The sequence below is a fragment of the Glaciecola sp. 2405UD65-10 genome, assembly GCF_048820975.1.
Lineage (GTDB): Bacteria > Pseudomonadota > Gammaproteobacteria > Enterobacterales > Alteromonadaceae > Glaciecola.
Window position 1 is genome coordinate 1,594,328 of record NZ_JBMEUF010000001.1, and the last position, 25,786, is coordinate 1,620,113.

24 protein-coding genes are annotated in these 25,786 nt (G+C 41.6%); 7 read left to right on the top strand and 17 right to left on the bottom strand.

Annotated features, from left to right (window positions below):
• Nucleotides 1-143: 143 nt before the first annotated feature.
• From ACOI22_RS07240 to ACOI22_RS07265, 6 genes are all read right to left on the bottom strand, one after another.
• A complete protein-coding gene (locus ACOI22_RS07240; RefSeq protein WP_420671351.1) occupies nt 144-1,490 on the bottom strand; it encodes a CDC27 family protein in 1,347 nt (448 codons plus the stop codon).
• A gap of 15 nt (nt 1,491-1,505) precedes the next feature.
• Nucleotides 1,506-2,111: an energy transducer TonB gene (locus ACOI22_RS07245; RefSeq protein WP_420671352.1), complete on the bottom strand. Its 606-nt coding sequence runs from the start codon at nt 2,109-2,111 to the stop codon at nt 1,506-1,508.
• 3 nt (nt 2,112-2,114) lie between these two features.
• On the bottom strand, nt 2,115-2,519 hold the full coding sequence (locus ACOI22_RS07250) for an ExbD/TolR family protein (protein WP_420671353.1): 405 nt from the start codon (nt 2,517-2,519) through the stop codon (nt 2,115-2,117).
• A gap of 60 nt (nt 2,520-2,579) precedes the next feature.
• Nucleotides 2,580-3,107: a MotA/TolQ/ExbB proton channel family protein gene (locus ACOI22_RS07255; RefSeq protein ID WP_420671354.1), complete on the bottom strand. Its 528-nt coding sequence runs from the start codon at nt 3,105-3,107 to the stop codon at nt 2,580-2,582.
• An 11-nt stretch (nt 3,108-3,118) separates the two neighbouring features.
• On the bottom strand, nt 3,119-4,474 hold the full coding sequence (locus tag ACOI22_RS07260) for a MotA/TolQ/ExbB proton channel family protein (protein WP_420672334.1): 1,356 nt from the start codon (nt 4,472-4,474) through the stop codon (nt 3,119-3,121).
• 64 nt (nt 4,475-4,538) lie between these two features.
• Nucleotides 4,539-5,303 (bottom strand): DUF3450 domain-containing protein, encoded by a 765-nt coding sequence (locus ACOI22_RS07265; protein ID WP_420671355.1) that lies wholly within the window; start codon nt 5,301-5,303, stop codon nt 4,539-4,541.
• 265 nt (nt 5,304-5,568) lie between these two features.
• On the opposite strand from ACOI22_RS07265, the gene ACOI22_RS07270 reads away from it, so the two are divergent.
• Nucleotides 5,569-6,297, top strand: coding sequence for a hypothetical protein (locus ACOI22_RS07270; RefSeq protein ID WP_420671356.1), 729 nt, complete (start codon nt 5,569-5,571; stop codon nt 6,295-6,297).
• 76 nt (nt 6,298-6,373) lie between these two features.
• Here the strand turns inward: ACOI22_RS07270 and ACOI22_RS07275 are convergent, their stop codons facing one another.
• The 5 genes from ACOI22_RS07275 to phoB form a co-directional block, all read right to left on the bottom strand.
• Nucleotides 6,374-9,073: a TonB-dependent receptor domain-containing protein gene (locus tag ACOI22_RS07275; RefSeq protein WP_420672335.1), complete on the bottom strand. Its 2,700-nt coding sequence runs from the start codon at nt 9,071-9,073 to the stop codon at nt 6,374-6,376.
• Nucleotides 9,074-9,284: 211 nt separating this feature from the next.
• Nucleotides 9,285-13,352, bottom strand: a complete 4,068-nt coding sequence (locus ACOI22_RS07280; protein ID WP_420671357.1) for a hypothetical protein — start codon at nt 13,350-13,352, stop codon at nt 9,285-9,287.
• A gap of 155 nt (nt 13,353-13,507) precedes the next feature.
• Complete coding sequence (locus tag ACOI22_RS07285) at nt 13,508-14,515, bottom strand: PstS family phosphate ABC transporter substrate-binding protein (RefSeq protein WP_420671358.1); 1,008 nt, start codon at nt 14,513-14,515, stop codon at nt 13,508-13,510.
• Nucleotides 14,499-15,809 carry a phosphate regulon sensor histidine kinase PhoR gene (gene phoR, locus ACOI22_RS07290; protein WP_420671359.1) on the bottom strand — a complete coding sequence of 437 codons (1,311 nt, stop codon included), beginning with the start codon at nt 15,807-15,809 and terminating at the stop codon, nt 14,499-14,501. The genes ACOI22_RS07285 and phoR overlap by 17 nt, the downstream gene beginning before the upstream one ends.
• Nucleotides 15,810-15,866: 57 nt before the next feature.
• Nucleotides 15,867-16,556 carry a phosphate regulon transcriptional regulator PhoB gene (gene phoB, locus ACOI22_RS07295; RefSeq protein ID WP_420672336.1) on the bottom strand — a complete coding sequence of 230 codons (690 nt, stop codon included), beginning with the start codon at nt 16,554-16,556 and terminating at the stop codon, nt 15,867-15,869.
• A gap of 143 nt (nt 16,557-16,699) precedes the next feature.
• On the opposite strand from phoB, the gene ACOI22_RS07300 reads away from it, so the two are divergent.
• Both ACOI22_RS07300 and rdgC read left to right on the top strand, forming a co-directional pair.
• Nucleotides 16,700-16,846, top strand: a complete 147-nt coding sequence (locus ACOI22_RS07300) for a hypothetical protein (RefSeq protein ID WP_420671360.1) — start codon at nt 16,700-16,702, stop codon at nt 16,844-16,846.
• Nucleotides 16,828-17,727, top strand: a complete 900-nt coding sequence (rdgC, locus tag ACOI22_RS07305; protein ID WP_420671362.1) for a recombination-associated protein RdgC — start codon at nt 16,828-16,830, stop codon at nt 17,725-17,727. The genes ACOI22_RS07300 and rdgC overlap by 19 nt, the downstream gene beginning before the upstream one ends.
• Nucleotides 17,728-17,806: 79 nt before the next feature.
• Here rdgC and ACOI22_RS07310 read toward each other — a convergent pair whose 3' ends face one another.
• The 5 genes from ACOI22_RS07310 to folB form a co-directional block, all read right to left on the bottom strand.
• Nucleotides 17,807-18,640 carry an HDOD domain-containing protein gene (locus tag ACOI22_RS07310; protein ID WP_420671363.1) on the bottom strand — a complete coding sequence of 278 codons (834 nt, stop codon included), beginning with the start codon at nt 18,638-18,640 and terminating at the stop codon, nt 17,807-17,809.
• 137 nt (nt 18,641-18,777) lie between these two features.
• Complete coding sequence (locus ACOI22_RS07315) at nt 18,778-19,140, bottom strand: histidine triad nucleotide-binding protein (RefSeq protein ID WP_420671364.1); 363 nt, start codon at nt 19,138-19,140, stop codon at nt 18,778-18,780.
• Between the two features lie 94 nt (nt 19,141-19,234).
• Nucleotides 19,235-20,035 (bottom strand): undecaprenyl-diphosphate phosphatase, encoded by an 801-nt coding sequence (locus ACOI22_RS07320; protein ID WP_420671365.1) that lies wholly within the window; start codon nt 20,033-20,035, stop codon nt 19,235-19,237.
• The gene (folK, locus tag ACOI22_RS07325; protein ID WP_420671366.1) at nt 20,032-20,532 is read right to left on the bottom strand and encodes a 2-amino-4-hydroxy-6-hydroxymethyldihydropteridine diphosphokinase; all 501 of its coding nucleotides are present in this window, start codon (nt 20,530-20,532) and stop codon (nt 20,032-20,034) included. The genes ACOI22_RS07320 and folK overlap by 4 nt, the downstream gene beginning before the upstream one ends.
• An 11-nt stretch (nt 20,533-20,543) precedes the next feature.
• Nucleotides 20,544-20,915 carry a dihydroneopterin aldolase gene (gene folB / locus ACOI22_RS07330; RefSeq protein ID WP_420671367.1) on the bottom strand — a complete coding sequence of 124 codons (372 nt, stop codon included), beginning with the start codon at nt 20,913-20,915 and terminating at the stop codon, nt 20,544-20,546.
• 148 nt (nt 20,916-21,063) lie between these two features.
• Here folB and plsY point away from each other — a divergent pair, with 148 nt between their 5' ends.
• A complete protein-coding gene (gene plsY / locus ACOI22_RS07335) occupies nt 21,064-21,657 on the top strand; it encodes a glycerol-3-phosphate 1-O-acyltransferase PlsY (protein WP_420671368.1) in 594 nt (197 codons plus the stop codon).
• 8 nt (nt 21,658-21,665) lie between these two features.
• Here plsY and tsaD read toward each other — a convergent pair whose 3' ends face one another.
• A complete protein-coding gene (gene tsaD, locus ACOI22_RS07340; RefSeq protein ID WP_420671369.1) occupies nt 21,666-22,679 on the bottom strand; it encodes a tRNA (adenosine(37)-N6)-threonylcarbamoyltransferase complex transferase subunit TsaD in 1,014 nt (337 codons plus the stop codon).
• Nucleotides 22,680-23,067: 388 nt separating this feature from the next.
• Between tsaD and rpsU the strand changes: the two genes are divergently transcribed.
• The 3 genes from rpsU to dnaG all read left to right on the top strand — a co-directional run bounded on the left by rpsU (nt 23,068) and on the right by dnaG (nt 25,648).
• Nucleotides 23,068-23,283 (top strand): 30S ribosomal protein S21, encoded by a 216-nt coding sequence (gene rpsU / locus ACOI22_RS07345; RefSeq protein ID WP_014109792.1) that lies wholly within the window; start codon nt 23,068-23,070, stop codon nt 23,281-23,283.
• Between the two features lie 137 nt (nt 23,284-23,420).
• Nucleotides 23,421-23,864 (top strand): GatB/YqeY domain-containing protein, encoded by a 444-nt coding sequence (locus ACOI22_RS07350; RefSeq protein WP_420671370.1) that lies wholly within the window; start codon nt 23,421-23,423, stop codon nt 23,862-23,864.
• Between the two features lie 14 nt (nt 23,865-23,878).
• Entirely contained in the window at nt 23,879-25,648 is a 1,770-nt protein-coding gene (gene dnaG, locus ACOI22_RS07355) for a DNA primase (RefSeq protein WP_420671371.1), read from the top strand.
• Nucleotides 25,649-25,786: the final 138 nt, after the last annotated feature.

A 25,786-nucleotide genomic window follows, 5' to 3' on the forward strand; every position in this document is an offset into this window, starting at 1 on the left:
ATGTTTGAAGTAACATCACTTACTATAACAAAAACCTAAGAATTGGATATTGATCTATGTAGTGTTTTTTATTCTAAATGAAAAAAACACCGAATATGATAAGCATATTCGATGTTTTTAAGTGTTAAGTCATACAGGGTAAATTAAGGAGCCGCAGCAATTTCCTTGCGCGCTTCAAAGGTATCGCGCTCTTTTAGTACATACTTACTCCACTGCCTAGCTGCCGCGCGGCTACCGCTAAAGGCTTCAGCTTTGGCCAGCTGGTCTAAAGCATTCGCAAAGTCGCTTTTGTTATACAGCGATAAACCTATAACCATGTGTAAGTCACCAGGGCGTTTGAGGCCGCCTTTTTCAAGCGCTGTATTACCGGCTGCAATTGCTTTGTCGTATTGGTCAATGTTGTAGTAAAGCACGGCTAACTGTGCATCTAATTCACCGTCTTCTGACAACTCAGCGGCTTGTTCCATTACCGGTACCGCTTTATCTTTTTCTTGCGCAAGTTGCCATGAATTAGCTAAAAATTTCAAATTACGTAAGTTTGCATCAAGCATACCCGACTCTACCGCCTGCTCCATGAGTAGAGCACCTTTGTACGGTACACCATGGTAATAGTAAAGTTGCGCTAAGTTAAATGTGTCAGAAGCGGTAGTAACAAAACCTCGTTGATACGCAATTTCCATGGTAGCAAGTTGCTTTTGCTCTTGCTCAAGCTCGCCGTACATGCCCGCCAATTGGATCCAGTATTTAGGTGCATCATATAAGCGAATCAACTTAATAATAATATCTTTTACTTTTTCAGGCTGCTTAAGCTCAAAATAAAGCGCGCGTTGAAGCACCAACCAGTTTTCGTCAGGCAAATAACCGGCTTCTTCGTGATTCTTAATAGCGTCTTCAATATAAACAATGGCCTCTTCGTAAGATTTATTTTGGTACAAGGCTTGTGCTTTTAAGATATAATTTTTAGGCGGAATTTTACCGTCGTTTAAGGCTTCCCAGCGCTCTAAGTACGAAATAACTTCGGTATAATTACCTTGCGCCATACTCAATTGCGCCAAGCTATATAGCGCCGTTTGTTCAAAGCTAACAGGAATCGGAGATTCATTTACCGCTGAATTAAATGACTCAATGGTTTTATCAAAGTCTTCTTGAGCGTAGTAAATAAAACCGTAAAAGTTGTACATCATGGCGCGCTCATAGCTATTCATGCTGTCAGCTTTTTCTTTCACCTCATCAAGAATAGCAATAGCCCCTTTTGAATCACCCTCATCACCTAAGGCTTGAGCTCGCGAGAGTTGGTCATACACTTTTGAGCGAAGAGCTGGCGTTCTGCGGGTTTTGCGCTCAGCCAAACTTTCGTCTTGAAGCGCAGCTGCTGATGGCGAATATACTAGCGAAGTAGTTACACCTGTGGCCAATAATGCAGCACACAATCCGCTTAACAAACCTGCTTTAAGCCAGTTACTCGGATTAACACGTGTTAATACATTCATGTTTTTATCCTCGTCCTAATCTAGATTAAAAGTAATTCGGTTTTGCACACCCGAAACTTCGGTTGGCTCACCGTTAATTACTCGTGGTTTGTATTTAAATTTCACCACGGCATCAAGTGCGGCCTGTTCAAAAATACCTTGGGGGTTAGCTTCAACCACAATAGGATTAGTTACCGCACCTATTTTATTTACGGTAAATTCAATTACCACGTAGCCTTGAATACCACGTTGTAAGGCACGGCGTGGATAAACGGCCTGCACTTTAGTAATTGGTACATATTCGCCGTCACCTGAATCAAGGGCCAAACCGCCATCAAGGGCAACATCATTACCTAAATCAGCAGCAAAATCCAAACCACTGTCACCGCCATCAGGGGTAGGGGCATCCATTTGAGGTTGCTCCATTTGCGGGGGCGGCTCTTGCGGCTTAGGCGGCTTTTTCGGCTTACGTTCTTTTTGCTGTACCTGCTCTTCTTGTTTAACACGCACAAAATCTAAGACCTTGCCTGCTGCAGGATCATCTAGCGTGGTATCACCTGACGCTATAAGCGAATGCATCAAAAAGAATAAGCCTAGCGTAATGATGCCGGCTAAAACGATGGCTATAAGATATCGAAGCATGATTTACTCTTGTGTCGCTACAGCGGCGTCATCTATGCCCGCAGCACGCGTTGCATCAAGCACCTTCATTAGCATTTCGGTGGTTGACTTGTTATCAGCCTGAATTACCACACCGCCTTGTGGGTTCTCTGCAATTAAACGTTCAATATTGGCTTGAACGGCTCTTACATCAACTCGACGTTTGTTAATCCAAATCTCGTTTTTCTCACTTATTGCAACCAAAATACTGGTTTTGTCTTTGGTCACTGCAGTAGAGGCTTCTGGGCGGTTAACATCAATACCTGACTCTTTTACAAATGAAGCCGTCACAATGAAGAATATCAACATAATAAATACAACGTCCAACATAGGCGTCATATCAATATTGGCTTCTTCTTCATCCATCAAATTTTGAAAATGCTGTTTCATAATATTTCCTTTACGTCGGGCCCTGCCCGATAACTAACGCTTAAACACTAAAACGTGATATCAACCAATATCACGTTGTAAGGGTAAAGCGTCTTCTAAATGTGAACGCTCTGTTTTAGATGTACGCATTAACCACGTTGATGCAAACACGCCTGAAAGTGCACCCACCATTCCCGCCATTGTGGGAATAGTTGCTTTAGATACACCCGATGCCATTGAACGTGCATTACCACCGCCTGAAATAGCCATTACGTCAAACACTTCAATCATGCCGGTAACCGTTCCCATTAGCCCAAGTAAAGGACACAAGGCCACCAAGGCCTGAATAATAGGAATGCTACCGTTTAAACGAATAGTTAAGCGCGAAATGTGAGCTTGTCGTATTTGCTCGGCATTCCATGATGAACGCTCTTTACGCGCCATCCACTGTGCTACAACTTCATTTTTAAGCTTTTTGTGAGTAATACGAACGTACATAATGCGTTCTAAAATTAGTAACCACATCACGAATATTAGCAAACCAATGACCAAGAGAACTTGGCCACCTGTCTCTGTAAAATCGCGAATGTTTTCGAAAAATTCAACCATAGTGATTGACCTTACTTCGACGTAGTTGCGTTAACTTTCTCTGCGCGATCTGCAATTACACCAGACGCTTGCTCTTGCAGAATATAAACAATGTTTTTACTGCGCGTATTAAGCATTGCGTAGAGTAAAGTAGTTGGTATGGCTACAACCAAACCTAGCACGGTGGTAACAAGTGCCGTTGAAATACCACCAGCCATAAGTTTAGGGTCACCCGTACCGAACAAGGTAATTTGTTGGAAGGTTACAATCATACCCGTTACCGTACCTAGTAAGCCCATTAGCGGTGCTACTACTGAGATAATTTTGATAATCGTTAAGAAGCGACCTAATTTTGGCACCTCACCTAAAATAGCTTCTGTTAAATGCAGTTCAAGTGATTCAACGTCTGCATGGGGATATTTATCACGCACTTGCATAACACGCCCTAGTGGGTTGTTGTCAGTGTATTTATCAGACTTAAGCTGCTTATTAACGGCCGCTTTTGTAATCGTTAAGCTAATGAGCAAGTAAATAGATAATGCTAAACCAACCGCACCTACACTTAAGATGATGTAACCTACTAGACCACCCTGTTCAACACGCTCTTTCAAACTTGGTGCTTGTACTAATAAACCCAAGATTGAACCACCCGTTGGGTCAAGGCCAAAACCTACTAACTCACCGTTAGAGTTTTCAAGCGCGCTTACTGTATCAAGGAAGCGACCTTGTGGTTGGCGAATAAGCTCAGCTACGGTTTCAGTAATACCGTCATACTCTAGGTATTTGCCGTCAGCAACTAAGGCAAACGGCCCTACGCGAGTCACTTCTTTCGTTACTTTTTCACCACCGGCTTCTACAACTTGCGTTGTAAACTTAGTTACCTTGCCCGCTTCGGTCATTTCACGTTGCACTTCAAACCAAACACGCTCAATTTCTTCAATTGACGCTAATTTAGAAGAGTTGCCCATTGACTGCGCCATTTCGTCTAAAAATGCAGAACGGCCTGGAATTTGAGCGCTAATAACAGAGTTATAAAATTTATTTTTGGTATCACCAGCCACTTGCTGTAATACACCAAACAATTCTTTTAATGAACCTAAACGTGTATCTAATGCGCCGCTTAAATCTGCTAACTTGAATTCATTTTCTTCAAAGTTAGTTTCTAAACGCTCTGAATCATTTAGTAAAGCATCACGACGAGCACGAGTTTCACGTAGAATGCGGTCTTGTTCTGCGCGCTGGGCAGCAAAATCGGCTTCACGAGCTCGGTTTTGTTGAGATTGCGAAAACTTACCTTCTTCTAGCTGCTTAAGAAGCGCATCTAGGTCAAGGGCTTTGTCATTTTCTTGGGCGTTCACACCGCTTACCAAAGCTACGCTTAAAAGCATAGTGGCAGCTAATTTTTGAACCAAAGATTGAATTGATTTCATGGTACTTTTCCTTAGTCCTAAATTAATCTGTTATAGCCACTGGCACGGTTAATAAATCAGGTGCTAGTTGTTTCTTGGCAATACGTAAACCTTTGGTGATTTGCGTGCGATAACTTGAATCTAACTCGTCCCATTGGCGAGTTTGCTTATTCCATGCACCTTGTAAACCGCCGTCACGCGTTTGGTAAATAAGTGCCGTGCGACCTATACGTAAAAAATCAACATTACGCTCTTGGCCATCAATAGTTTGTAAGCCGCTGTATGCTTCAATAGTGCGGCCATAATCCATTTCCACTTGGAAAGCTTCCATTACGCGGCGAAATTTCTCTGAAGGAGCCACGTTAGCTTGATCCATCATGGCGTTTAAATCTGCAATACGGTCTGAACGCTCTTGCTTTAAAAATGGAACATCTAGTGCAACAAATTGCTCTAAGCCACTAATCATCTTAATCATCAATGGGGTAATTTGACGCTCAATAACACTCACTTCATCAATGGCATCATTAATATCAACCATCTCTTGTTCTTGCGAATTGATTTGCTTGCGTAATTGACCGTTGTAAATTTCTAATCCTTCAATCTCTTTAAGCAAGGTTTTGTACTGCTGAACCTTTGAGTCAATTTGATCAGTAATCGCATTCACTTTTTCTTGAGTGTCTTTTGCAGACTCATTGATTTGCTGTGCAGTTTGCGTAGCACCTTCTAGCAGTTGTTCTTCCTGAGCAAACGCATTTACGGCAGTTAATGCCAGTAAACCCGTTCCCAAGATAGCGTGTAAAACCTTCATACAAATTCCTATTGAAGTGACTTTGGTAGTAATTGGTTAATTTCTTAAGCAATATAAATTACTCGAGAGGATAGGGAATTTGTATGACATTTTTATTACAGGAATTATCATCAGCAATGTCTTCACAAATTTGTCATATAAAGCAATTTGCATAACAATATTCATTGCCTTCTAAGCGCCTTGTAAATTGTAGGATTCATGAAATTTAAAGCATTTTTAACAAATGCTGTATACTACCCACCTAACTAACGAATGAGTAAATAAGATGTTTCGTTGTATATATTTATTAGGCAGCACCGCAATTTTTGGAAGTTTAGCAAGCACGGGAGCACTGGCAAATAATGGCGGTGTTCACGGTCCAAATGTGAAAGCGGGGGCAAGCTCAGCTGAATTTAGATTAAACACCACCGAGTCAAACGGTGCACGTGATGATCGCCAACAGTATCGCATCCATTACCAGCAGTCGATGAATGACCGCTTACAAGTGCGTTTTGTTCTGCAATATAGAGACTTTGGTAATTTCGAGTACGACAATGCAAAAGCGGAGTTTTTATATAACTATAAAAAAGCAGGCTCTGGTAATTACTCAGCCGGGCTTCGCCTTGATGTGAGAACCTCAAAAGGGGAGCGCCCAGAAGATGTAGTGGTTAATTGGGTTAACCAATATAATATTTCAAGTACACTTCACGTGCGGGCTTTAGCCATAGTAGGTAAAAATGTAACAAGTAATGGCAATGGCGATAAACCCAGCAGCCTAGGTAGCCGCTTTGCTCTTACGAAAAAGATGCCCGACGGCATTCAATTAAGCGCCGAAATATACAACACCTACGGTGAAATTGACAATATTAGCGGCTTTGAAGATCAACGCCATCAGTTTGGCCCCTCAATTCGATATAACCATAATGATTGGTATATTTACGGACGTTACTTAGTTGGCTTAACGTCAGCAACTGAAGATCATAACTTTCAATTTAGAGTAGGTACGCGTTTTTAAAGCCATAAAAAAACCCCAAACTATGTTTGGGGTTTTTATCTTATTATGCCACTAAGTTACTTAGCAATTACCCGGCTTAGAATTCCCAAGAGTAACTCACACTAAATGAGGTACCCTCTTCTTCGCGAAGCAAGCTCAAGCCTTCTTGCGTAATTTCTTTTTGCTCATTTAAGATGTTTTTAACACTTACCTTAACCGATGACTTAAAGTCAGGGTAATAAGTATAAATCAAATCTAATGAGTGAAAGGTTTCTTCCTCAGCATCTTGGTTACCACGCGTTCCTGGCACTATAATACGCGGCCCGAATGCGTTGTATACAACCGTTGCCGTGTGCTCGCCATTACTTGAGTCCCAACCTAATTGCAAGTTAGCCACCCACTCAGAATGCCCCACCAGTCGGCGCGTATTGTTTGTCACAATGTTTGAGGCACTTGTGGCGTCAAGCGCATCAAGTAGCTGTGATTCAAACAATGAGGTAATACCGTCATCTTCTGCGCCAATAGTCACTTCTGACTCTGACAAGGTTAAATTTCCGCTCATATAAAAATTAGCAAAATCATTACCTACAAAAGCCAAGTCTTGTAAAAACTCAAGCTCAACGCCGTAGAGCTCCCCTTTTTCACCATTTGCAGTTAACAAGTTTGGCGCTGCACCACCAACGGTGCCTAGCTCAACAAGTTCTATTGGCGTATCAATATCTTTGTAGAAAAGCGCTGCTGAAATATTGTTACCACCTGAACGATACCATTCCCAACGAAAATCAAGGTTAGTTAACTTAGAGCTTTGAAGTAAAGGGCTACCGCGAACCAAAAATTCAGTGATTGGGTCAATAAAAAAGCTTGTGCTTATGTCTCGCATATCAGGGCGAATAGTGGTTTCGCTTATGTTTAAGCGAAACTGCATTTCGGCATCCAACATGTAAGTAAGCGCTAAAGATGGGAAATAATCTTCATCTTCAAATGCAATTTCATCAATTTCTTCCCCTTCAACAGAGAACGTATTCGCATGAGCCGAAAATGGGACAGAAAGCTGTCTAAAGTTTTCGTATCGAATACCGCCACTAATACGCCAGGTGTTGTCAATAAACGCATCGGCCATGAAATAGAAGGCATCAATCATTGTGCCTGCAGCGTATTTATCGCCATCAGCCACACCTGATTCTAAAATACCCGCACCTGTGCTGCTGTTATAAAAGGCATCATTGGCTAAGTTATCAGCTGAAAATATTTCATCAATGCGAGAACCAAAAGTGTATTCATCACTAATGGCTCTGTGCGGCACAGCAATTGAAATATTATCGGCAGAACGGGCTTTTTCAAAAAAGTCAGCGCCCACTTTTATTTCAAGTTCTAAACCACTTTTATATATTGGAATACCGGCGTTCCAACCGAAGGATTCCGACACATCGTTTAGGTCTTGATATTCACGTGTTACGTTGGTTGCCGCTACATCTTGTAGTTGCTGCGTAATAATGCCATCTTGAGCATTCTTTTGGTAAACCACGTCTAAACTACCTGGTTGTTGTCGACGCGCTCTGCTGCTGCCGGCATACCAATCAAAAAAGGCATTATCAAGCTTAGGGAAATTGTGCGTACCCTTTATTTGGCTTGATGTCATTCTGCGTTCTTCGAATAACATGTCTACTCGGCTTAACTCACGCTCACCAATAACCGTTTCATTTACATCAATATAATCACGAACTCTTACGCGGTCTCGCATATCATGTAGTATTACGTTTGTTATGTCTAAGCGATGGTTATTATTATATTTATACCCAAGGTTTAACATGCCGCTCCAACTAATTGACTGTTCAGTTGAGATGCCATCATAGCTTTGTGCAAAACATTTGCCGTCTTTACTTAAACTAGATGAAATATCTTCACAGCCAACGGTACCTAAGTTAGTACCATTGAATTGCTCTTCAATTTTCCAGTCATTGTCATAAGCAATGGTGGAAAGAAAACCAATTTCGCTTTCATCACCAATGTCATACACGTCACCTAAGGTTGCGCCTAAACCAAAGTTTGGATCAACACTTTTTGAATCAGGACCAATGTCCCAAAACATTGAACTAATCATTTCTTGGCGCTGTGCTAAGGTAAGTGGATAACGTCCACTTCCCTCAATGCCATCGTCAGATTGTGCTGACTCAAAGCTATCTTTAATGAGGCTTGATAACCCGCGCGTGCCATCATCTCGCCCAGTCCAGTCATCATCACTGCCATCATAAAAGAAGCCATCATCACTGTTGTTGGAATTCGTGCCTACGCTACCGGATACTTTGAATATAAATTCGTTAGGAATCGTTTTTGTTCTTACATCTACATTACCACCACCGAAATGAGCGGGCATATTGGGTGAAAATGACTTTTGTACATTAAGGCTTTCAATGATATCAGCTGGGAATAAATCCAGCGGCACAACTGAACGGGTAGGATCAGGGCTTGGCACCCCCATTCCATTTAATTGGGTACTTGAGTAACGTTCACCTAAGCCACGAACATAAATAAATTTACCGTCGACTAAGGTCAAGCCCGTTACACGTCGCAATGCGCCTGCAGCGTCACTGTCACCGGTTCTTGAAATTTGATCTGCGCCCAAGATATCAGCTACGAACGCTTGGTTTTGACGCTCTTGTAATACAGCGGTTGCACTGCCTTTTAGGCGAGTACCTGTTGTGACCACTTCTTCAATTGCTTCTTCTTCAGCCGCTTGAGACTGAGCGAATGCATTAATTGATGCACCGCTTAAAGCGAATGAAGCAATAACGGCCATGGATATTGCTGACTTTTTAGGACCCGCTAACGATTTGTTGCGAGCGATTGTTGCAGCATCTCGTAAATCGTCTTTTTGATTGAGACTCATTGTCTAATAACTCCGTTTATGCTCATTATACTTGGCATAGCTTGTAACAAACAGCAAAGGCGCTTCATTTTGACAGCGCCTTAACTTAACCACATCGTTGATGTTAAGACTAATTATTAAATTAGTCTTCAAGTCCAACGGTTACCCAACCTTGAGTCCAATCATCGTTTTCGTCCATCGCGCCAATATAATCAACACTGTCAAAGAACGTGCTGACTTCAGATGGATCTGCACCTGCACCTAGTAAAGTCGAACCAGCAAGAGGTTGATAACCATTTGCGGCAAGTGATAAATCAGCTACGGTAGATATGCTGTTAGTAGACTCACTTGTAAAGAAGGTTTCAGCAAAGGTATCACCGAAGTTATTCGCTGCTTCACAAGCTACAACAGAGTTTTTAATAAATAAATCACCTGACGTTGCATTAGCTTGTGCTTCCGTTCCGTTTACACGTAAGCAGTTGCTGTATCCAGCCCCACCGGTAATAGCAAAGTTCCATAAACTACCCGCTGTACCCGCTCTTAAACGAACACCATTTGTGCCACTTGCGCCCACAATAGTTACGTTAGCAACGTTAGGGTTAGTAAGTGGTGTAGCGGCGGCATCAAATTCACTGTTATCAGACTCAAAAGCGTTGTCACCGTCTGATTCGCCTTGCTTAATAAGTACAAATTGAGCGCTTCCAGTCCAACCAAATGACCAATCAAATGAATCATCGCCAATCTCAGTCAGTACTACGTGTTTAACGCTTACGCTTCCGCCAAAGAACTCAATACCATCATCTAAGTTTTCGTGTACGTGGATGTAGTCAACCACTGTACCTGAACCTACACCGGCAAATGAAATACCGTTAAGCTCATCACCGTTACCTAAAGTACGTCCAGCGTGCTTAACAACAACGTAACGCAAAGTTCCTGAGTCATCATTGTCCATGGTGCCGCCAAATTGTCCAGCATCACCTTCAGCTGATACACCACATTGCTCTAATTCAGCTTGTGTTGTTTCGCCTACTTGGTCACCACAAGAGTTTGCTGGAGCGCGACCTAGAAGTACAATGCCGCCCCACTGGCCAATCGCCGTTTCTTGGCCTGTTACATCTTGCACAGACGTAAAGGTAATTGGCGCATCAGCGGTACCTAGTGCTTCTATTTTTGAGCCTCTGCGAGCAACTAAGAAATCTTCACCTTCTTGACCAAAGATAGTGGTACCTTCTTCGATGTACAAAATTGAAGAATCAGTTTCGTCACCGCCTACCGCTGTTCTTCCTTGCAATACCCAATGAGCATCGTTAGTAAGCGTTACGTCAGCCGTGAAGGTCGTATCATTACCTAGTTGATATACTGGCTTGTCAGTAATTTCTGGGAAGTCAGCAGATACATCTGTTGCCAATGATTGCTCAAAAGCATTTTGAATGTTAGTAGGAATTCCGTTACTTAGGCCGAAGGTCCATCCTGCAGTCCAGTCGTTTGTTCCGTCAAATGCGCCTACGTAGTCTGTAGATACAAAGTAATCGTTGTCAGCAGATAAGTCTGCACCAGCACCTAATAAAGGTGAAGTTGCTTCTGGCATTCTGCCATCAGATGCAAGGTTTAATTCACTTGAAGATGCTACCACTTGGTTTGTTGATTCGCCAGTAAACCACGTTTCAGCAAATGAGTCGCCAAAGTTAGCGCCATCTTCACATGCAACAAATGAGTTGGTCATGCTTAGCGTGCCTGCAGTTGCATTTGCCTGTGACTCTGCACCGTTTACGCGTATGCAGTTTGAGTAGTCAGCTGGTCCAACAATAACGAAGTTTTTAAGCATACCAGCAGTACCGGCTCTTAAACGAACACCGTTTGCTCCCGCTGCACCTTGAATAGTAACGTTAGCAACAGTTGGGTTTGTTAGTGGTGTTGCAGCCGCGTCAAATTCACTGTTGTCAGACTCAAACGCGTTATCGCCATCTTCGCTGCCTTGAACAATGTAAACAAACTGCGCATTACCCGTCCAACCAAATGACCAATCAAACGAGTCATCACCGTTTTCAGTCAGTACCACGTTACTTACGTTAACTGTACCACCGAAGAACTCAATACCGTCATCTAGGTTTTGGTGAACTTGGATAAAGCTTACTTTTGTGCCTGAACCCACACCGGCAAAAGAAATACCGTTTAATTCGTCGCCATTGCCTAGTGAATTACCCGCATGTTTAACAACAACGTAGTTCAATGTACCCGAGTTATCTTCTGGGTTTGTACCACCAAATTGTCCAGCGTCACCCTCAGCTGAGACACCACACTCTTCTAGTTCAGTTTGCGTGGTTTCACCAGTTTGGTCGCCACATGAGTTAGCCGGTGCGTTACCAAGTAACACTAAACCGCCCCATTGGCCAATGCCTGTTTCATCACCAGTAACATCTTGAATCGATGTCATAGTAATAGGCGCTGCAGCAGTACCTAATGCTTCAATTTTAGAACCACGGCGTGCTACTAAGAAATCTTCACCCGACTCACCAATAATGGTAGTACCGTCTTGAATATGTAGTACAGCGCTGTCTACGTTGTCACCGCCAACCGCTGTGCGACCTTTGATTATCCAATGTGCATCATTGGTAAAGCTTACGTCTTCAGTGAATACTGGATCTTCATCAACCATATAAACAGGTTTGTCAGTAATAGTTGGGTATTGGCTTGATACGTCGGTTGCATAGCCTTGTGCTAATGCATTTTGCACATCTGTTGGGAAGCCGCCATTTACGCCTACCGTCCAACCTGTCATCCAGTTAGTTTGGCCGTCAAATGCACCAATGTAACGAGCGTCATCAAAGGTAGTACGAGTGTTTTTGGGGTTGGCGCCTGATAAAAGCACAGAACCACTAAGAGGTGTATAGCCATCAACATCCACACCTAAGCCTGCAGGTGTTGTTACAGCGTTACCTTCTTGACCCAAGAACCAAGACTCAGTTGTACCCGAGCCAATAACTTGGTCATTAAAGTTATCAGAAGGGTCTTCACAAGCAATAACTGAGCTAGTCATGGTTAATTCACCAGCGGCAGCATTTGCCGCTGACTCATCGCCATTAACGCGTAAACAGTTTGAATAACCTGTAGGGCCTGTTACTAATACGTTGACTAAGTTACCCGCAGTACCTGCGCGTAAACGAGCACCGTTTGTGCCGTCAGAACCAACAATAGTTACATTAGAAATAGCGGGTTTAGTAAGAGGCGTTGCCGCTGCGTCAAATTCACTGTTGTCAGCTTCAATCGCATTGTCGCCATTGTCGCTACTTTGTTGAATGTAAACGTACTGAGCCGTTCCAGTCCAACCGAATGACCAGTCTAGGCTATCATCACCAATTGCAGTAAGAACAACGTGTTTTACGTCTACTGTACCGCCAAAAAATTCAATTCCGTCATCTAGGTTTTCATGTACCTGAATATATTCTACCGTAGTAGCAGAGCCTACGCCGGCAAATGAAATACCGTTAAGTTCGTCTCCGTTGCCTAAAGTACGTCCAGCGTGCTTAACTACAACGTAACGCAAAGTACCTGAGTTATCAGCTTCATCAGTACCACCAAATTGGCCTGCATCGCCTTCAGCTGAAACACCACAGCCTTCTAATTCACTTTGTGTGGTGTCACCGGTTTGGTCGCCACAAGAGTTGGCCGGTGCATTACCAAGTAATACTAAACCGCCCCATTGGCCAATGCCGGTTTCTTCACCGGTTACATCTTGCACAGATGTCATAATAATGGGTGCTGCGGCTGTGCCTTCAGCTTCAATTTGTGAACCACGGCGAACCACTAAAAAGTCTTCACCGGCTTCACCAAAAATAGTGGTACCCGCTTCAATAGTCAGTACCGCTGAATCAACTTTATCGCCACCTACAGCTGTGCGGCCAGTAAGTACCCAATGCGCATCATTTGTTAAGGTTGCGTCAGCTGTAAAAGTAGTATCTTGCGCTAAACGGTATACTGGTTTGTCAGTAATTGCGGGGAAATCTGCAGAAGCGTCAGTTGCAATACCAGCAGTAATAAGTGCGTTATCTTCAACTGGATCCGGGGTATTGTCACCGCCATCCGTAGCTGGGTTATTTACAACAGTGCTATTATCAACATCGCCTTCTGATATATTGATGTCACCACCACATGCGGCCAACATCACAGATGCTGATATAAGCGAAACTTTAAACAATCCGGTCAACTTCATTTGAACTCTCCATTGGGTACAAAATATAGAATTTTAAAAACGCCAAAAGATTACTCCATACAAGTGACAGATTTGTTACATATTAAACGTGTCACAAAAGCTTCACATGTAAGTTTTAAATCGTTGATATAAAAGCTTTATTTTTTTGGAGAGTTTTAAAAAACGCTGAGCAATTGTTCTTTTTGCTTTTTAATTGAGCGTTCTGAAACAGTAAAATAACCACTGTCAGCTACAATTTTTTGGCCCTCTTGCGACATAACGAACATCAAGAAAGTGTGTTCTAGCACAGACAAAGGTGATTCGGGTGACTGATTAACAATAATATATAAAAATCGCGTAAAGGGGTAAGCGCCAGTGCGAACATTATTCGCGGTGGCGTTAATATAATTTACGCCATTAGCGGATAAGGCAAGTGTTCGCACATTCATACTTTGATGACCAAGCGCAGCATAGCCTATGGCGCCTACACTAGAAGCTACAGATTGTACTACCGACGAAGAGCTTGGCATCTCATTTACGCTTCTCAAGTAATCTCCATTACATAAGGCTTGGCTTTTAAATAAGTCGTAGGTTCCCGATGCGGAATTACGTCCGAATAGTTGTATTGTTCTTGCCTCTCCGTAAGCGTTCACACCAAGATCTTGCCATGAAGTTAAATTTTTGGCGCCGCCGCATAAGCGTGTAGCTGAAAATAAGGAATCAACTTCGGCCAAGGTAAGGCGAGTCAAAGGGTTATTGTTTTCAACGTACAGTGCAACCGCATCTATGGCCACTATCATAGTAGTGGGTGAATACCCATACACTCTTGAAAACTGTGCTATTTCGCGCGTATTTGGTTTACGCGACATGGGGCCAATATTGCTGGTTCCTTGAATAAGAGCGGGTAAAGCCGTTGACGAACCACTGGCTTGAATCTGAAATTTTACGTGAGGGTAGAGTTCTTGAAAACGCTGTGCCCAAATTGTCATTAACCCGGCGAGTGTTTCAGAGCCCACAGACGTTAAGGTACCATGCACACCCGGCACTGACCGGTAGTCATAATCATTAGGGTTTACTATCGAAGCCGATAAAGGAATATCAATTCGCGGCGTTTGCGCGTGAAGAGGCGCTGCAATTAGCGCAAACACAATACTTAATATAATACGTTTAATCATGCCAGTCATCAGCAATAAGCTCTTGAGGTAATACAAACGAAAACTCACTGCCCTTACCCACTATACTATTGATCTCAAGGTTTGCATTGTGATGATGTAGCACATGTTTCACAATAGATAATCCTAATCCAGATCCGCCGGTTTTACGAGAGCGCGCTTTATCGACTCTATAAAAACGTTCGGTTAACCTTCTTAAGTGTTTGTCTTCAATACCGTCACCGTTGTCAGACACAGCAAAAAAGGCTCCGTTTGCACGGCGCTTCCACACTACTTCTATTTTGCCTTGCGTAGGCGTGTAATGAACGGCATTAAAAATCAAGTTAGAACAGGCGCTGCGTAACTCTGTTTCAACACCATATACTTTCAGCTCTTTATCCACCTTAAATGAGATCTCATGTTTTTTGTCTTTATTCAAGGCTTCTGCTTCTAAAGAAATTTGTGCAAACATTGCCTGCATGTCAATAACGCTCTCGAAGATACGATCATTAGACGACTCAATGCGTGACAATATTAATAAATCTTCAATTAATACTTGCATACGTTTGGTTTGAGAACCCATTTCAGATAGGGCTTTATCTACAATAGGCGGTGCACCTTCGCTTGTTGTTTCAAGCACCTCTAAGTAGCCGTTAATTACGGTTAATGGAGTCTTAAGTTCATGTGATACATTGGCAACGAAGTCTTTTCGCATTTCTTCTAAATGTGATACGCGGGATACATCACGAATAATAAGCAGTAACTGGTCTTGCCCATATTCCATGATCCTATATTCAAACATTTTATTTGGATTAGTAGGCGCAGGTACCTCAATTGGGTATTGATAGTCGCCATCGTGTAAAAATTCAATAAAGCTTGGATGGCGAATAAGGTTATCAATACGACGGCCTTTATCATCAGGCCACCTAAGTCCGAGTTCAATGCGAGCATTTCTATTACACCACATAATATTAGCGTCTTTATCAATAACCACGACTGCATCGGGTAATGCTTCGGAGCCCTCGCGGAAACGCTTTACAAGTTCGCCTAAATTTTTACGCTTGGTTCGATTTCTTCTTTGCAGATAATAAATGCCCTCGTATATATGATGCCAAATGCCAGGTGCACTTGGCGGTGACATATTGCGGCTTTGCCACAGCCATCGGGTCAACTTATAAAGGTGGTAATAATTGGTTAGCAACAGCACTGATAAGGTAACTAGAATGGTTAAAAGCAACTCATCAAGAAGTAAACCCACCAGTATTGTGATGCCAAAATAAACACTGAAGCGAAGCAGTGTTTTAGACCAAGATTGTGGGTAGTACATAAAGTATCAGCCGTTGCCTAAACAAATTAAGTGGTACTAAAACAATAACGAATCGCTCTAGGCTTTTGCTGAAAAACGATAACCAGAACCGCGCACGGTTTGAATCATTGCATCGTGGCCATTAGCGGATATGGCTTTACGTAATCGTCGAATATGAACGTCAACCGTGCGATCTTCTACATACACGTTAGTTCCCCATACGTTATCAAGCAATTGTTCGCGGCTATATACACGCTCAGGGTGGCTCATGAAAAAATGCAACAATTTAAATTCAGTAGGCCCCATATCAATGGCGTCTTCATTACTCGTGACTCTGTGCGAAATAGGTTCAAGCACTAGTCCGTTAAATTCAATAGGTTCTTCTTTTGAAGTTGGCGTAACGCGGCGCATAACCGCTTTAATGCGTGCTACTAATTCTTTGGGCGAGAAAGGTTTGGTCACGTAATCATCAGCCCCTGCTTCTAAGCCACGAATTTTGTCATCTTCTTCGCCGCGAGCGGTTAGCATAATAAGCGGAATTTCTTTTGCATATTCATGTTGTTTTAATTTTTTCGCTAACTGCACGCCTGTACCGCCAGGCATCATCCAATCAAGTAAAATTAAATCTGGATAAGGTTCTCTTATTTTTTCTAAACCTACGTCAAAGTCTTCCGCTTCTTCAACGTTAAACCCAGCTTGTTCCAATACAAAACTCAACATGTCTCTGATTGGCGCTTCATCCTCTACTACTAAAATTGTGCGTGACATTTTCTTTTTCGCTTTAGTCATGAAATTTGCTCGTATTATTAGAGTGATGTATGACAGTTTTATGAATTCGAACATAAAAGCTGCTAACAAGTCTATGATTATTACAGTTCCGTGAAGCTTATATTACAGCAAAGTGAAAAGGAATGAAAAAACAAGCAATAAGGTGTAAAAAGATTCTAGCATTAGCAATAAATATTTATCTCTTAGCTAACACTCAAGGGGCGATTTCTGCTACTCTTCGCCATCGTTTTTTTGAAGGTGGCAAAAGTATATGTGGTTTAAAAATTTAAAAATTTATCGATTCACCAGTGATTTTAAGTTTGACGAAGCTCAACTTCAAAATCAGTTAGAGAGCATGTCGTTTAAAACATGTAGTTCTCAAGAAATTCAAAGCATGGGGTGGGTAAGCCCTATTCCTAAATCTGAAAACTTGTTTCATCAAGCTAATAACGCGTTTATGTTCAGCCTAAAGCGTGAGCAAAAGTTACTGCCAGCCAGTGTGATTAATGAAGAACTCGCGCTTAAAGTAGGTGAACTAGAAGCCGAAAGTGGCTCTCCTATTCCTAAAAAAGCGCAAAAAGATTTAAAAGAAGAAATTACAATGCGCTTATTGCCGCGCGCTTTTAGTAAATTTAGCGTAGTGCAAGGCTATGTATCTATTGACCAACAAATTGTTGTAGTTGATGCAAGCTCAGATACAAATGCTGAAGTGTTTTTAGCTTGCTTACGAAAATGCATAGGCTCATTACCGGTAGTACCTCTTGCGAAAACCCCACAACAAGAAGTGTTAACCAGTTGGTTGATGCAAGATGCGCCTGATGATTTCGAAATACTTGATGAAGCAGAGTTTCAATCAAGCGCTGATGACGGCGGTATCATTCGATGTAAAAAGCAAGACTTAGACGCAGAAGAAGTATTAGGCCATATTCAAGCGGGTAAGCTGGTACACAAACTAGCGGTTTCTTTCCAAGAAAGACTTAGCTGTATCATTGCTGAAGATTTATCAATCAAGCGTTTGAAATTCACTGATTTAGTGATGGAAGAAAACCAAGATATAGACAAAGACAATTTGGCTGCAAAACTAGATGCTGACTTCGTATTATTCACTAGTGAAGTTAAAGGCTTAGTAAATGCACTGAAAGATGCTTTTGCCTTGAGCGAAGATGATTAAGTAAAATCGCAAAAATACAAAGCAGTGTTAATACACTGCTTTTTTTACATCTAAAACATAGCCTTGAGGCTATAAACGGCTAGGCAAAAATCGCTTTTGCGTTGTCACGAAGTTCAGTAAATTCATCAGATTCAAATACGTCTAAATCAGCAAATAAACCTCTTTCAATCGCAGTATTTAAAACAGCTTCAGCATCATCAATATTATTTGTTAATGCCGCGCCAACGCGAATAAAATCAAGGTAACCTATAGACGATTCTTGATATTCGGTATCACGCCAATGTTCAGCCGCTTCAATAAAAATTTCATTAAATTGCCATTCGCGCATTATACTGCCACCAATACGACCTGACAGCTTATCAATTGCAACGTCTAGAAAGCTTGAATTTGCAAACACGCTATCATGACGTTCTGCCTCGGTAAGCACGGGTAGAGCACCAATATCGGCTACTAGAGCAGATAAGGTCATGGTGTCTAAACTAAGAGAGTTATCTTTGTTACTGGTTTTGTAAAGCAACATAGCCGCCATTGCATTTGCTACCATGTCTACCGTTTTATTCCAGTGGCTTGCCATATATGCTTTTACGACTTCGTTTTTAGAAACAAATAATTGCTCCATAGCCAAAGCGGTAGAAATATTTTTTACTTGCGCTAGGCCAATTCGGGTTACCGCCTGTGAAGTAGAGCTCACCTTAACGGTTCGGCCTAAATAAGCACTATTGGCAATTTTAACCAAGCGGGCACTTAAAGAAGGGTCTTGACCAACAACTTCCGCCAATCCTTGTAAGTTAACATTAGGATCATCCGCAGCTTTTCGTACCTTAAGAGCAATAGCGGGGAGAGTGGGCAGAACTAATGTATCGTTGTTTATCTTTTCAACCAAAATGGTTAGTAGTGCATTTTGTGTAGACATGTAATGAGCCTTTTTTTCCTGAGCCAAATAAGTGTCAATCCATGAGCGTTTAAATAATAAACAATCGTTCTGTCCCTTAACGATTACTGACTAAACAAACAACAAGATGCGGTACCAGCAGCGCCTATTCTAGCGCCCTATTCAAGCTTGAGTACATCAGTGTACGGAGGCCATCCTAGTGGCTTGCCAGCTAAAACGTGCAAATGAATATGGTATACGGTTTGACCACCATGTTCATTGCAATTCATAACTGTTCTAAAACCTTGTTGCGCAACACCTAAATCAGAAGCCACCTTTGCAGCCACTCTATGCATGTATCCTACTAACGCATCGTCTTGTTCACTTATGTCGTTAGTAGTCGCAATTTCTTTTTTAGGAATTACTAAAAAATGCACCGGTGCTTGAGGATTTATATCTTTAAAAGCCAGCACCTTTTCATCTTCATATAAAATATCGGCAGGGATTTGTTTTTCAATAATTTTTGTGAAAATAGTTGTCATTTTTTTATCCTAATAAAATGTAAGCATTAACGCTGCTTCCTGCGTAACTTAGCACACGATTAGCACAATCATTAAGCATAGTATTCACTTATTACTAAGCGAATACTATGTAGAGTAGAATTAAGCCAAGCGCCAAACGATATATAACAAAAGGCAACATGCCAATTCTTGATATCCAGCTCAAGAATAAAAATATACATAAATAAGCCGCTACAAAAGAAAAAGCTGCGCCATAAAGAAGAGCTTGCCAATCCACTGCAGTATTTGCTTCTAATAGGTCATATGCTGAAAACAGGCCCGCGGCTAAAATAATAGGGATAGAAAGTAAAAATGAAAAACGGGCCGCACTTTCACGTGTTAGACCAAGCATAAGCCCTGCCGTCATAGTGATGCCCGAGCGTGATGTCCCAGGTATAACCGCTATAGCCTGCGCACAACCAATGACTAGAATATCTTTCAAGGTTAATTTATCAGTGGTTTTACTTTGTTTTGCCTTTAAATCGGCATACCAAAGCAGTAAACCAAAAACAATAGTAGTAACGGCTATAACTAAAGCGGAGCGCGCATATAGCTCTATCCAGTCTTTCATTAAATAGCCAAATAAACCCGCAGGTATAGTACCAATTATCACCCACCACGCTAGTCTTGAGTCGGTGCTTTGTTGCTTAGAAAAACCTTTTGAAAACCACGCTATTACTAATCGTACAATGTCTTCTCTAAAGTAAATCATTACCGCAAGCAAGCTACCTACATGTACGGCCACATCAAATGCTAAGCCTTGATTGTTCCACCCTAAAACTTCGGCAGGTAAAATTAAATGCGCAGAGCTTGATATAGGTAAGAATTCGGTTAATCCTTGAATTATTGCCAGAATGATAATTTCAAATATGGTCATGTTGCTGCATTACTCCATTGCATGCCTGAAGGCCACAGGCGTTGTTGTTCGTTGGAAAATTCTTGCCATAACTGGGCATAGGTCTTTCCGGTGAGAGGATGAATGTCATTTGGCACTATTTCTGCCATTGGCTTAAGTACAAATGCATTATATTCTATTTCAGTTCTTGGTAAGACTACGGGCTCTTTACACACTTGCTGATCATAAGTAAGAAGGTCTAAATCAAGTGTACGATTCGCAAACTTTTTGTCTCGCACGCGCCCATGTTTATCTTCAATCTGTTTAAGTAATTTGCAAACCGATGCAATTGAATCAACGGTTTGCGCTTTTACTACTAAATTTAAAAAATTACTGCCCTTAAATCCAACCGATTCACTTTCAAAAATTGTTGAAATTACCAGCTCGCCATACGCGCAGTTTAACGCTTGTAAACCACTGTGAGTATTATGCTCTTTATCAACATTAGACCCTACACTAATTAAGATTTTATGACTCAAGACTTATATACCTAATTTAATTTAGGTGCAGCGCTGCGCTGTTTATGCAGCACAACACCCACACTTTGCACGTTTTTCAAAATGTCAGGTTTGTGCATGGTCAAAACAACTGAGCTCACTGGAAACTCATCCATAATGGCATCAATCATTTGCGAGGCTAGTGCTTCAAGCAATTTAAAACTCGCTTTGTTCGCTAATTCAGCTAAGCGCTCGGCTACCGCAGCATAATTTAAGGTATCGTTAACATTGTCACTTATTCCAGCGGCAGTTAAATCGGTACACATTTCTAAATCAACGAGGACTCTTTGCTTGGCGTTTCGCTCAAAATCATACACGCCAATTAAGGTGTATAACTCAAGCCCTTTGATGAAAACCTTGTCCATACTACAAAATTCCTAGGTATTGATATTGGATGTCAAATAGGCCAAGTGAAGTATTCAAAATAACAATATTAATTATTCACGTACTGGCACAATTGGCACTGCTTTAGTAATCTACGCATATTCTATCGCGATTTTGCCGAATAAGTATATGACTAGCTTACCGGTTTTTTTTATTATTGGTGCATACCTATTGGGTTCTGTATCTAGTGCCATTGTTGTAACTAGAGTGTTTACACGCCAAGACATCCGTACACAAGGCTCTGGTAACCCTGGGGCCACAAATGTTTATAGAGTGGCCGGCAAAAAAGCAGCTGCCATTGTCTTTTTATTTGATGCCTTAAAAGGCGCGCTCCCCGTGTATTTGGGCTTTTTGTATGGGCTTGAGCCACTTGTATTAAGTGCTGTAGCAATAAGTGCGTGCTTAGGACATATTTTTCCTATTTTCTACAAATTCAAAGGGGGGAAAGGTGTTGCTACTGCTATTGGTGCTATTTTCCCTATTCATTGGGGCTTAACTTTGTGCTTATTATCTACTTGGACTATTGTATTTTTCGTTAGTCGAATTTCTTCACTTGCCGCAGTTGTATCGCTCACCATGGCTCCTATTTATACTTATATTTTTAAACCTGACTTTACACTGCCAGTGTTACTTTTGTGCTTAATCATTCTGCTTAAACACAAAAGCAACTTAATTAGCTTGGTACGTCATCAAGAAAGCTCTTTTCGCAAACGCAATAAATAAGCCCAAAGCTATATAGCATCTAATTCTTCTAACGACCAACGCGGTAAGGATTTACTGTTCAGTGGTGTGGTTTCACCTGCCACTAAGCGCTTGCAGCCTGCGTAGGCAATCATGGCTCCATTATCGGTGCAATATTCAAAACTAGGGTAGAACACTTCAAATTTATCTTTTTGACTCGCCTTGGCAAACTCTTCGCGTAGCATTTTGTTGGCCGCAACCCCTCCCGCCATCACAATGCGCTTCAGCCCAGTTTGCTTTAACGCACGGCGACACTTAATTAATAAAGTGTCAACCACCGCCTCTTGAAATGCATAAGCAATGTTGGCATGTGTTTGTTCGTCATCGGCTTCTTTTTTAATTGTATTTGCAACAAAAGTTTTAAGGCCACTGAAACTCATATCTAAACCAGGCCTGTCAGTCATGGGGCGAGGAAACTTATAATGACCGCCACTGCCTTTTTCGGCTAATTTTGCGAGTAATGGACCACCAGGGTAATCTAAGCCTAATAATTTTGCGGTTTTATCAAATGCTTCACCTGCTGCATCATCAACTGACTCACCTAATACTTCGTATACGCCAATACCTTGTACATTGACCAACATACTGTGCCCACCTGATACCAATAAGGCAACAAAAGGGAATGAAGGTGAAGGTTCATCTAACATAGGCGCCAACAAATGTCCTTCCATGTGGTGTACACCAATGGCCGGAATTTGCCAAGCATAAGCTAATGAGCGCGCCATTGATGAACCCACCAGTAATGCGCCAATAAGGCCTGGCCCGCGAGTGTAAGCAATACCATCAATATCAGATTGCTCAATACCCGCTTGCCTTAATGTTTCTTGCACCAGCGGTACAATTTTACGAACATGATCGCGCGAGGCGAGTTCAGGCACTACCCCACCATAGTCAGCATGCAACTTAATTTGGCTATATAATTGTTGGGCAAGCAGCCCTCTTTCAGAGCAATAAAGCGCTACGCCAGTTTCATCGCAAGAAGTTTCTATACCAAGTACTATCATTTATGTTTATCTTTACCTTAGTTTGAATCTGCGCCATACATAAAATATTCGCATTAAGACACTATTTTAATAGTGATGATTATCGCATTAGTGTAAACTAATGCTAGGTTGAGTCCGAACAGTTTTTTAAGCAATTAGTAAACTAAGTGGAACACATACTATGCCTTTATTGGCGGGATCGTTGCTTGTTTATCAAGAAGATAACAAAAAGATCCAAATAATCGCGTTATTTTTACTCTTTATCCTTTACATTTTTAAAAATAAAAAGTAGTATTTCGCACCAATTTTTAGCCCGGGTAATTAAATCAATGCGAAATCGTGGTGTTTATACCAACAGATTTCAACAGATACCCGGTTGATTTATATTATTCAAAGGTGAAGAGTTAACATGCCAATCGTGAAAGTAAGAGATAACGAACCGTTTGACATCGCATTAAGAAGATTCAAACGTTCATGTGAAAAAGCCGGAGTACTTTCTGAAGTACGTCGTCGTGAGTTTTTTGAGAAGCCTACGTGGGAACGTAAGCGTAAGAAAGCTGCTGCGAAAAAGCGTCACATGAAAAAGTTAGCTCGCGAAAACGCACGTCGTATTAAGTTGTACTAATACACGAACAAGTTTTTTCGAAAAAAAACGGGCGTCTTATTGACGCCCGTTTTTGTTTGTATCTAATATAATTTAAGATTTCAACTAAGTACCCATTGTTTAGGTACTTAACTCGCATAAAATAATAGGAAAGCAGTATGTCATTACTAGTTACTCTAAAAGACGCACAAAAAGATGCAATGCGCAGCAAAGATAAATTAACACTAGGTACGGTTAGAATGGCCTTAGCCGCCGTAAAACAGCGTGAAGTAGATGAGCGCATAGAGCTTACCGATACCGATGTATTACAAATTTTGACGAAAATGGTTAAGCAGCGCCAAGAGTCTATTACACAATTTGTGAAAGGCGGCCGCCAAGATTTAGCTGACGTAGAAGAACAAGAAATTGAAGTGCTCAAGCGCTTTTTGCCACAGCCGCTTTCTGATGCAGAAGTACAAAGCATTGTTGATAAAGCCATAGCTGATACTGGCGCAAGCACAATGCAAGACATGGGTAAGGTAATGGGCGCAGTTCGCGGCCAATTACAAGGCCGCGCCGATATGGGCGCCGTGAGCGGTATCATTAAAAATAAACTCGCTTAATATACTGCTTATTTATGGCTGGACGTATCCCACCTGACTTCATTGAAGACTTAATTGCCCGAAGCGATATAGTTGATGTTATTGATAGTCGTGTAAAACTCAAAAAAGCAGGCCGAAATTATCAGGCTTGCTGTCCTTTTCACAACGAAAAAACCCCCTCTTTTTCAGTTAGCCAAGAAAAACAATTTTATTATTGTTTTGGCTGCGGTGCTAAAGGCAATGTGCTTAGCTTTTTAATGGAATTTGACCGCCTTGATTTTGTAGAAGCAGTAGAAGATTTGGCGCAACAACATGGTTTAGAAGTACCACGTGAAAAAGGCAGTGCGCCGCTTAAGAGCTCACAAGAAAAGAGTGAGCGTGACGCTTTATATGCACTAAATGAGCAAGTTGCCAAATACTTTTCACAGCAAATCAAACAACATAAAAACTCCGCCAAGGTAATAGAGTACTTAAAAGGTCGCGGGCTGAGTGGACAAATAGTTAAGCAGTGGGATATTGGTTACGCGCCCGAAGAATGGGACGGCGTGTTAAGCAACTTTGGCACTAGCGCAAAAGCCATTGAACATTTGCTTTCCCTGAAGTTAATTAACGAAAACGAAAACAAGCGACGATACGATTTTTTTAGACACCGCATAATGTTTCCTATTAGAGACAAACGCGGACGCGTAGTCGCGTTTGGTGGTCGAATTATTGATACCGAAGGTCCTAAGTATTTAAACTCACCCGAAACCCCTGTGTTTCATAAAAGCTATGAACTCTACGGCCTATATCAAGCCCGTCAAGCGAATCGTAATTTAGAACGCTTACTTGTGGTTGAAGGCTATATGGACGTGGTTGCATTAGCGCAATTTGACATTACCAATGCAGTTGCTGCACTAGGGACGGCCACCACACCTGACCACATTCAAACCATGTTTAAATCATGCTCTGAAATAGTATGCTGTTATGACGGTGACCGCGCCGGACGTGATGCTGCCTGGCGTGCCCTTGAGAATGCCCTAGCCTATTTGCAAGACGGTAAAATAATGAAATTCTTATTTTTACCTGACGGCGAAGACCCTGATTCAATGGTTAGAAAAATTGGCAAAGACGCATTTCAAAAGTTAATGAGTGACGCCAAGCCTCTTTCAAGCTTTTTCTTTGACAGCTTATTAAGCAAATTTAGTATTGGCTCTATTGAGGGAAAAGCCGCGTTAAAAGCATATGCCACCCCCCTTATTGAAAAAATAATAGGCGAGAATCAACAAGGTTTGATGTTTGCTCATTTGGGCAAACTATGTGGTGAAGGTGACGGACACGACTACAGTGCTGATGTTAAACAAGCGAACAAACAGCGCAAAATAAAACACATTGATTACAAAGCACCCAAATTGGTTAGTCTTTCCCCATTACGCATGATGATCAGAATATTACTTGAATCTCCAAATGTTGCTTCAAAAGAACCACTGGCGAACCCAAGCATGCTAAACCCCAAAATGATAAACGGCTTGGCCATGCTTATTGAGATTCACGAATACTGCCTGCGTTCACCTAATGCTAATACAGCGCAGTTGTTTGAAGCTTTCAGAGAACATAAACATATACAGCATCTAAATAAATTATATTCTGCGCCAATTGAAGATAATATTGATTTGGAAGAAGAGTTTGTGGCTTGCTTTAGAACCCTTGTAAAATGGCAGGTAGATGCGCGCTTAGATGAACTAATGGCTAAGCAAAATGGACAAACGCTTTCTGAAAAAGAACGCGAAGAATTGAAAGTTTTAATTTTACAAACCGATAACTAGAAAAGTAACTATTGAATCTTAAGCGAATGCCCCCATTAACCATTCGTGAAATCGATCAAAAGATAAACTGCTTGCTGTTAAATACTCGATTCAATGAGGTGTAGGTAAATTTTATTGGGTGGAAATATAAGCAGACTT

Excerpts from the sequence above, each read along its gene's own strand:
- phoB (WP_420672336.1), bottom strand. The coding sequence starts at position 16,556 with ATGTCACGCACAATTTTAGTAGTAGAGGATGAAGCGCCAATCAGAGAC.
- ACOI22_RS07245 (WP_420671352.1), bottom strand. The coding sequence starts at position 2,111 with ATGCTTCGATATCTTATAGCCATCGTTTTAGCCGGCATCATTACGCTA.
- ACOI22_RS07260 (WP_420672334.1), bottom strand. The coding sequence starts at position 4,474 with ATGCTTTTAAGCGTAGCTTTGGTAAGCGGTGTGAACGCCCAAGAAAAT.
- ACOI22_RS07300 (WP_420671360.1), top strand. The coding sequence starts at position 16,700 with ATGAAAAAACAAGCAATAAGGTGTAAAAAGATTCTAGCATTAGCAATA.
- ACOI22_RS07275 (WP_420672335.1), bottom strand. The coding sequence starts at position 9,073 with ATGGCCGTTATTGCTTCATTCGCTTTAAGCGGTGCATCAATTAATGCA.
- ACOI22_RS07350 (WP_420671370.1), top strand. The coding sequence starts at position 23,421 with ATGTCATTACTAGTTACTCTAAAAGACGCACAAAAAGATGCAATGCGC.
- ACOI22_RS07255 (WP_420671354.1), bottom strand. The coding sequence starts at position 3,107 with ATGGTTGAATTTTTCGAAAACATTCGCGATTTTACAGAGACAGGTGGC.
- phoR (WP_420671359.1), bottom strand. The coding sequence starts at position 15,809 with ATGTACTACCCACAATCTTGGTCTAAAACACTGCTTCGCTTCAGTGTT.
- rdgC (WP_420671362.1), top strand. The coding sequence starts at position 16,828 with ATGTGGTTTAAAAATTTAAAAATTTATCGATTCACCAGTGATTTTAAG.
- folB (WP_420671367.1), bottom strand. The coding sequence starts at position 20,915 with ATGGACAAGGTTTTCATCAAAGGGCTTGAGTTATACACCTTAATTGGC.
- plsY (WP_420671368.1), top strand. The coding sequence starts at position 21,064 with ATGACTAGCTTACCGGTTTTTTTTATTATTGGTGCATACCTATTGGGT.
- ACOI22_RS07265 (WP_420671355.1), bottom strand. The coding sequence starts at position 5,303 with ATGAAGGTTTTACACGCTATCTTGGGAACGGGTTTACTGGCATTAACT.
- tsaD (WP_420671369.1), bottom strand. The coding sequence starts at position 22,679 with ATGATAGTACTTGGTATAGAAACTTCTTGCGATGAAACTGGCGTAGCG.
- ACOI22_RS07240 (WP_420671351.1), bottom strand. The coding sequence starts at position 1,490 with ATGAATGTATTAACACGTGTTAATCCGAGTAACTGGCTTAAAGCAGGT.
- ACOI22_RS07280 (WP_420671357.1), bottom strand. The coding sequence starts at position 13,352 with ATGAAGTTGACCGGATTGTTTAAAGTTTCGCTTATATCAGCATCTGTG.
- dnaG (WP_420671371.1), top strand. The coding sequence starts at position 23,879 with ATGGCTGGACGTATCCCACCTGACTTCATTGAAGACTTAATTGCCCGA.
- ACOI22_RS07320 (WP_420671365.1), bottom strand. The coding sequence starts at position 20,035 with ATGACCATATTTGAAATTATCATTCTGGCAATAATTCAAGGATTAACC.
- ACOI22_RS07250 (WP_420671353.1), bottom strand. The coding sequence starts at position 2,519 with ATGAAACAGCATTTTCAAAATTTGATGGATGAAGAAGAAGCCAATATT.
- ACOI22_RS07310 (WP_420671363.1), bottom strand. The coding sequence starts at position 18,640 with ATGTCTACACAAAATGCACTACTAACCATTTTGGTTGAAAAGATAAAC.
- ACOI22_RS07270 (WP_420671356.1), top strand. The coding sequence starts at position 5,569 with ATGTTTCGTTGTATATATTTATTAGGCAGCACCGCAATTTTTGGAAGT.
- ACOI22_RS07315 (WP_420671364.1), bottom strand. The coding sequence starts at position 19,140 with ATGACAACTATTTTCACAAAAATTATTGAAAAACAAATCCCTGCCGAT.
- ACOI22_RS07285 (WP_420671358.1), bottom strand. The coding sequence starts at position 14,515 with ATGACTGGCATGATTAAACGTATTATATTAAGTATTGTGTTTGCGCTA.
- rpsU (WP_014109792.1), top strand. The coding sequence starts at position 23,068 with ATGCCAATCGTGAAAGTAAGAGATAACGAACCGTTTGACATCGCATTA.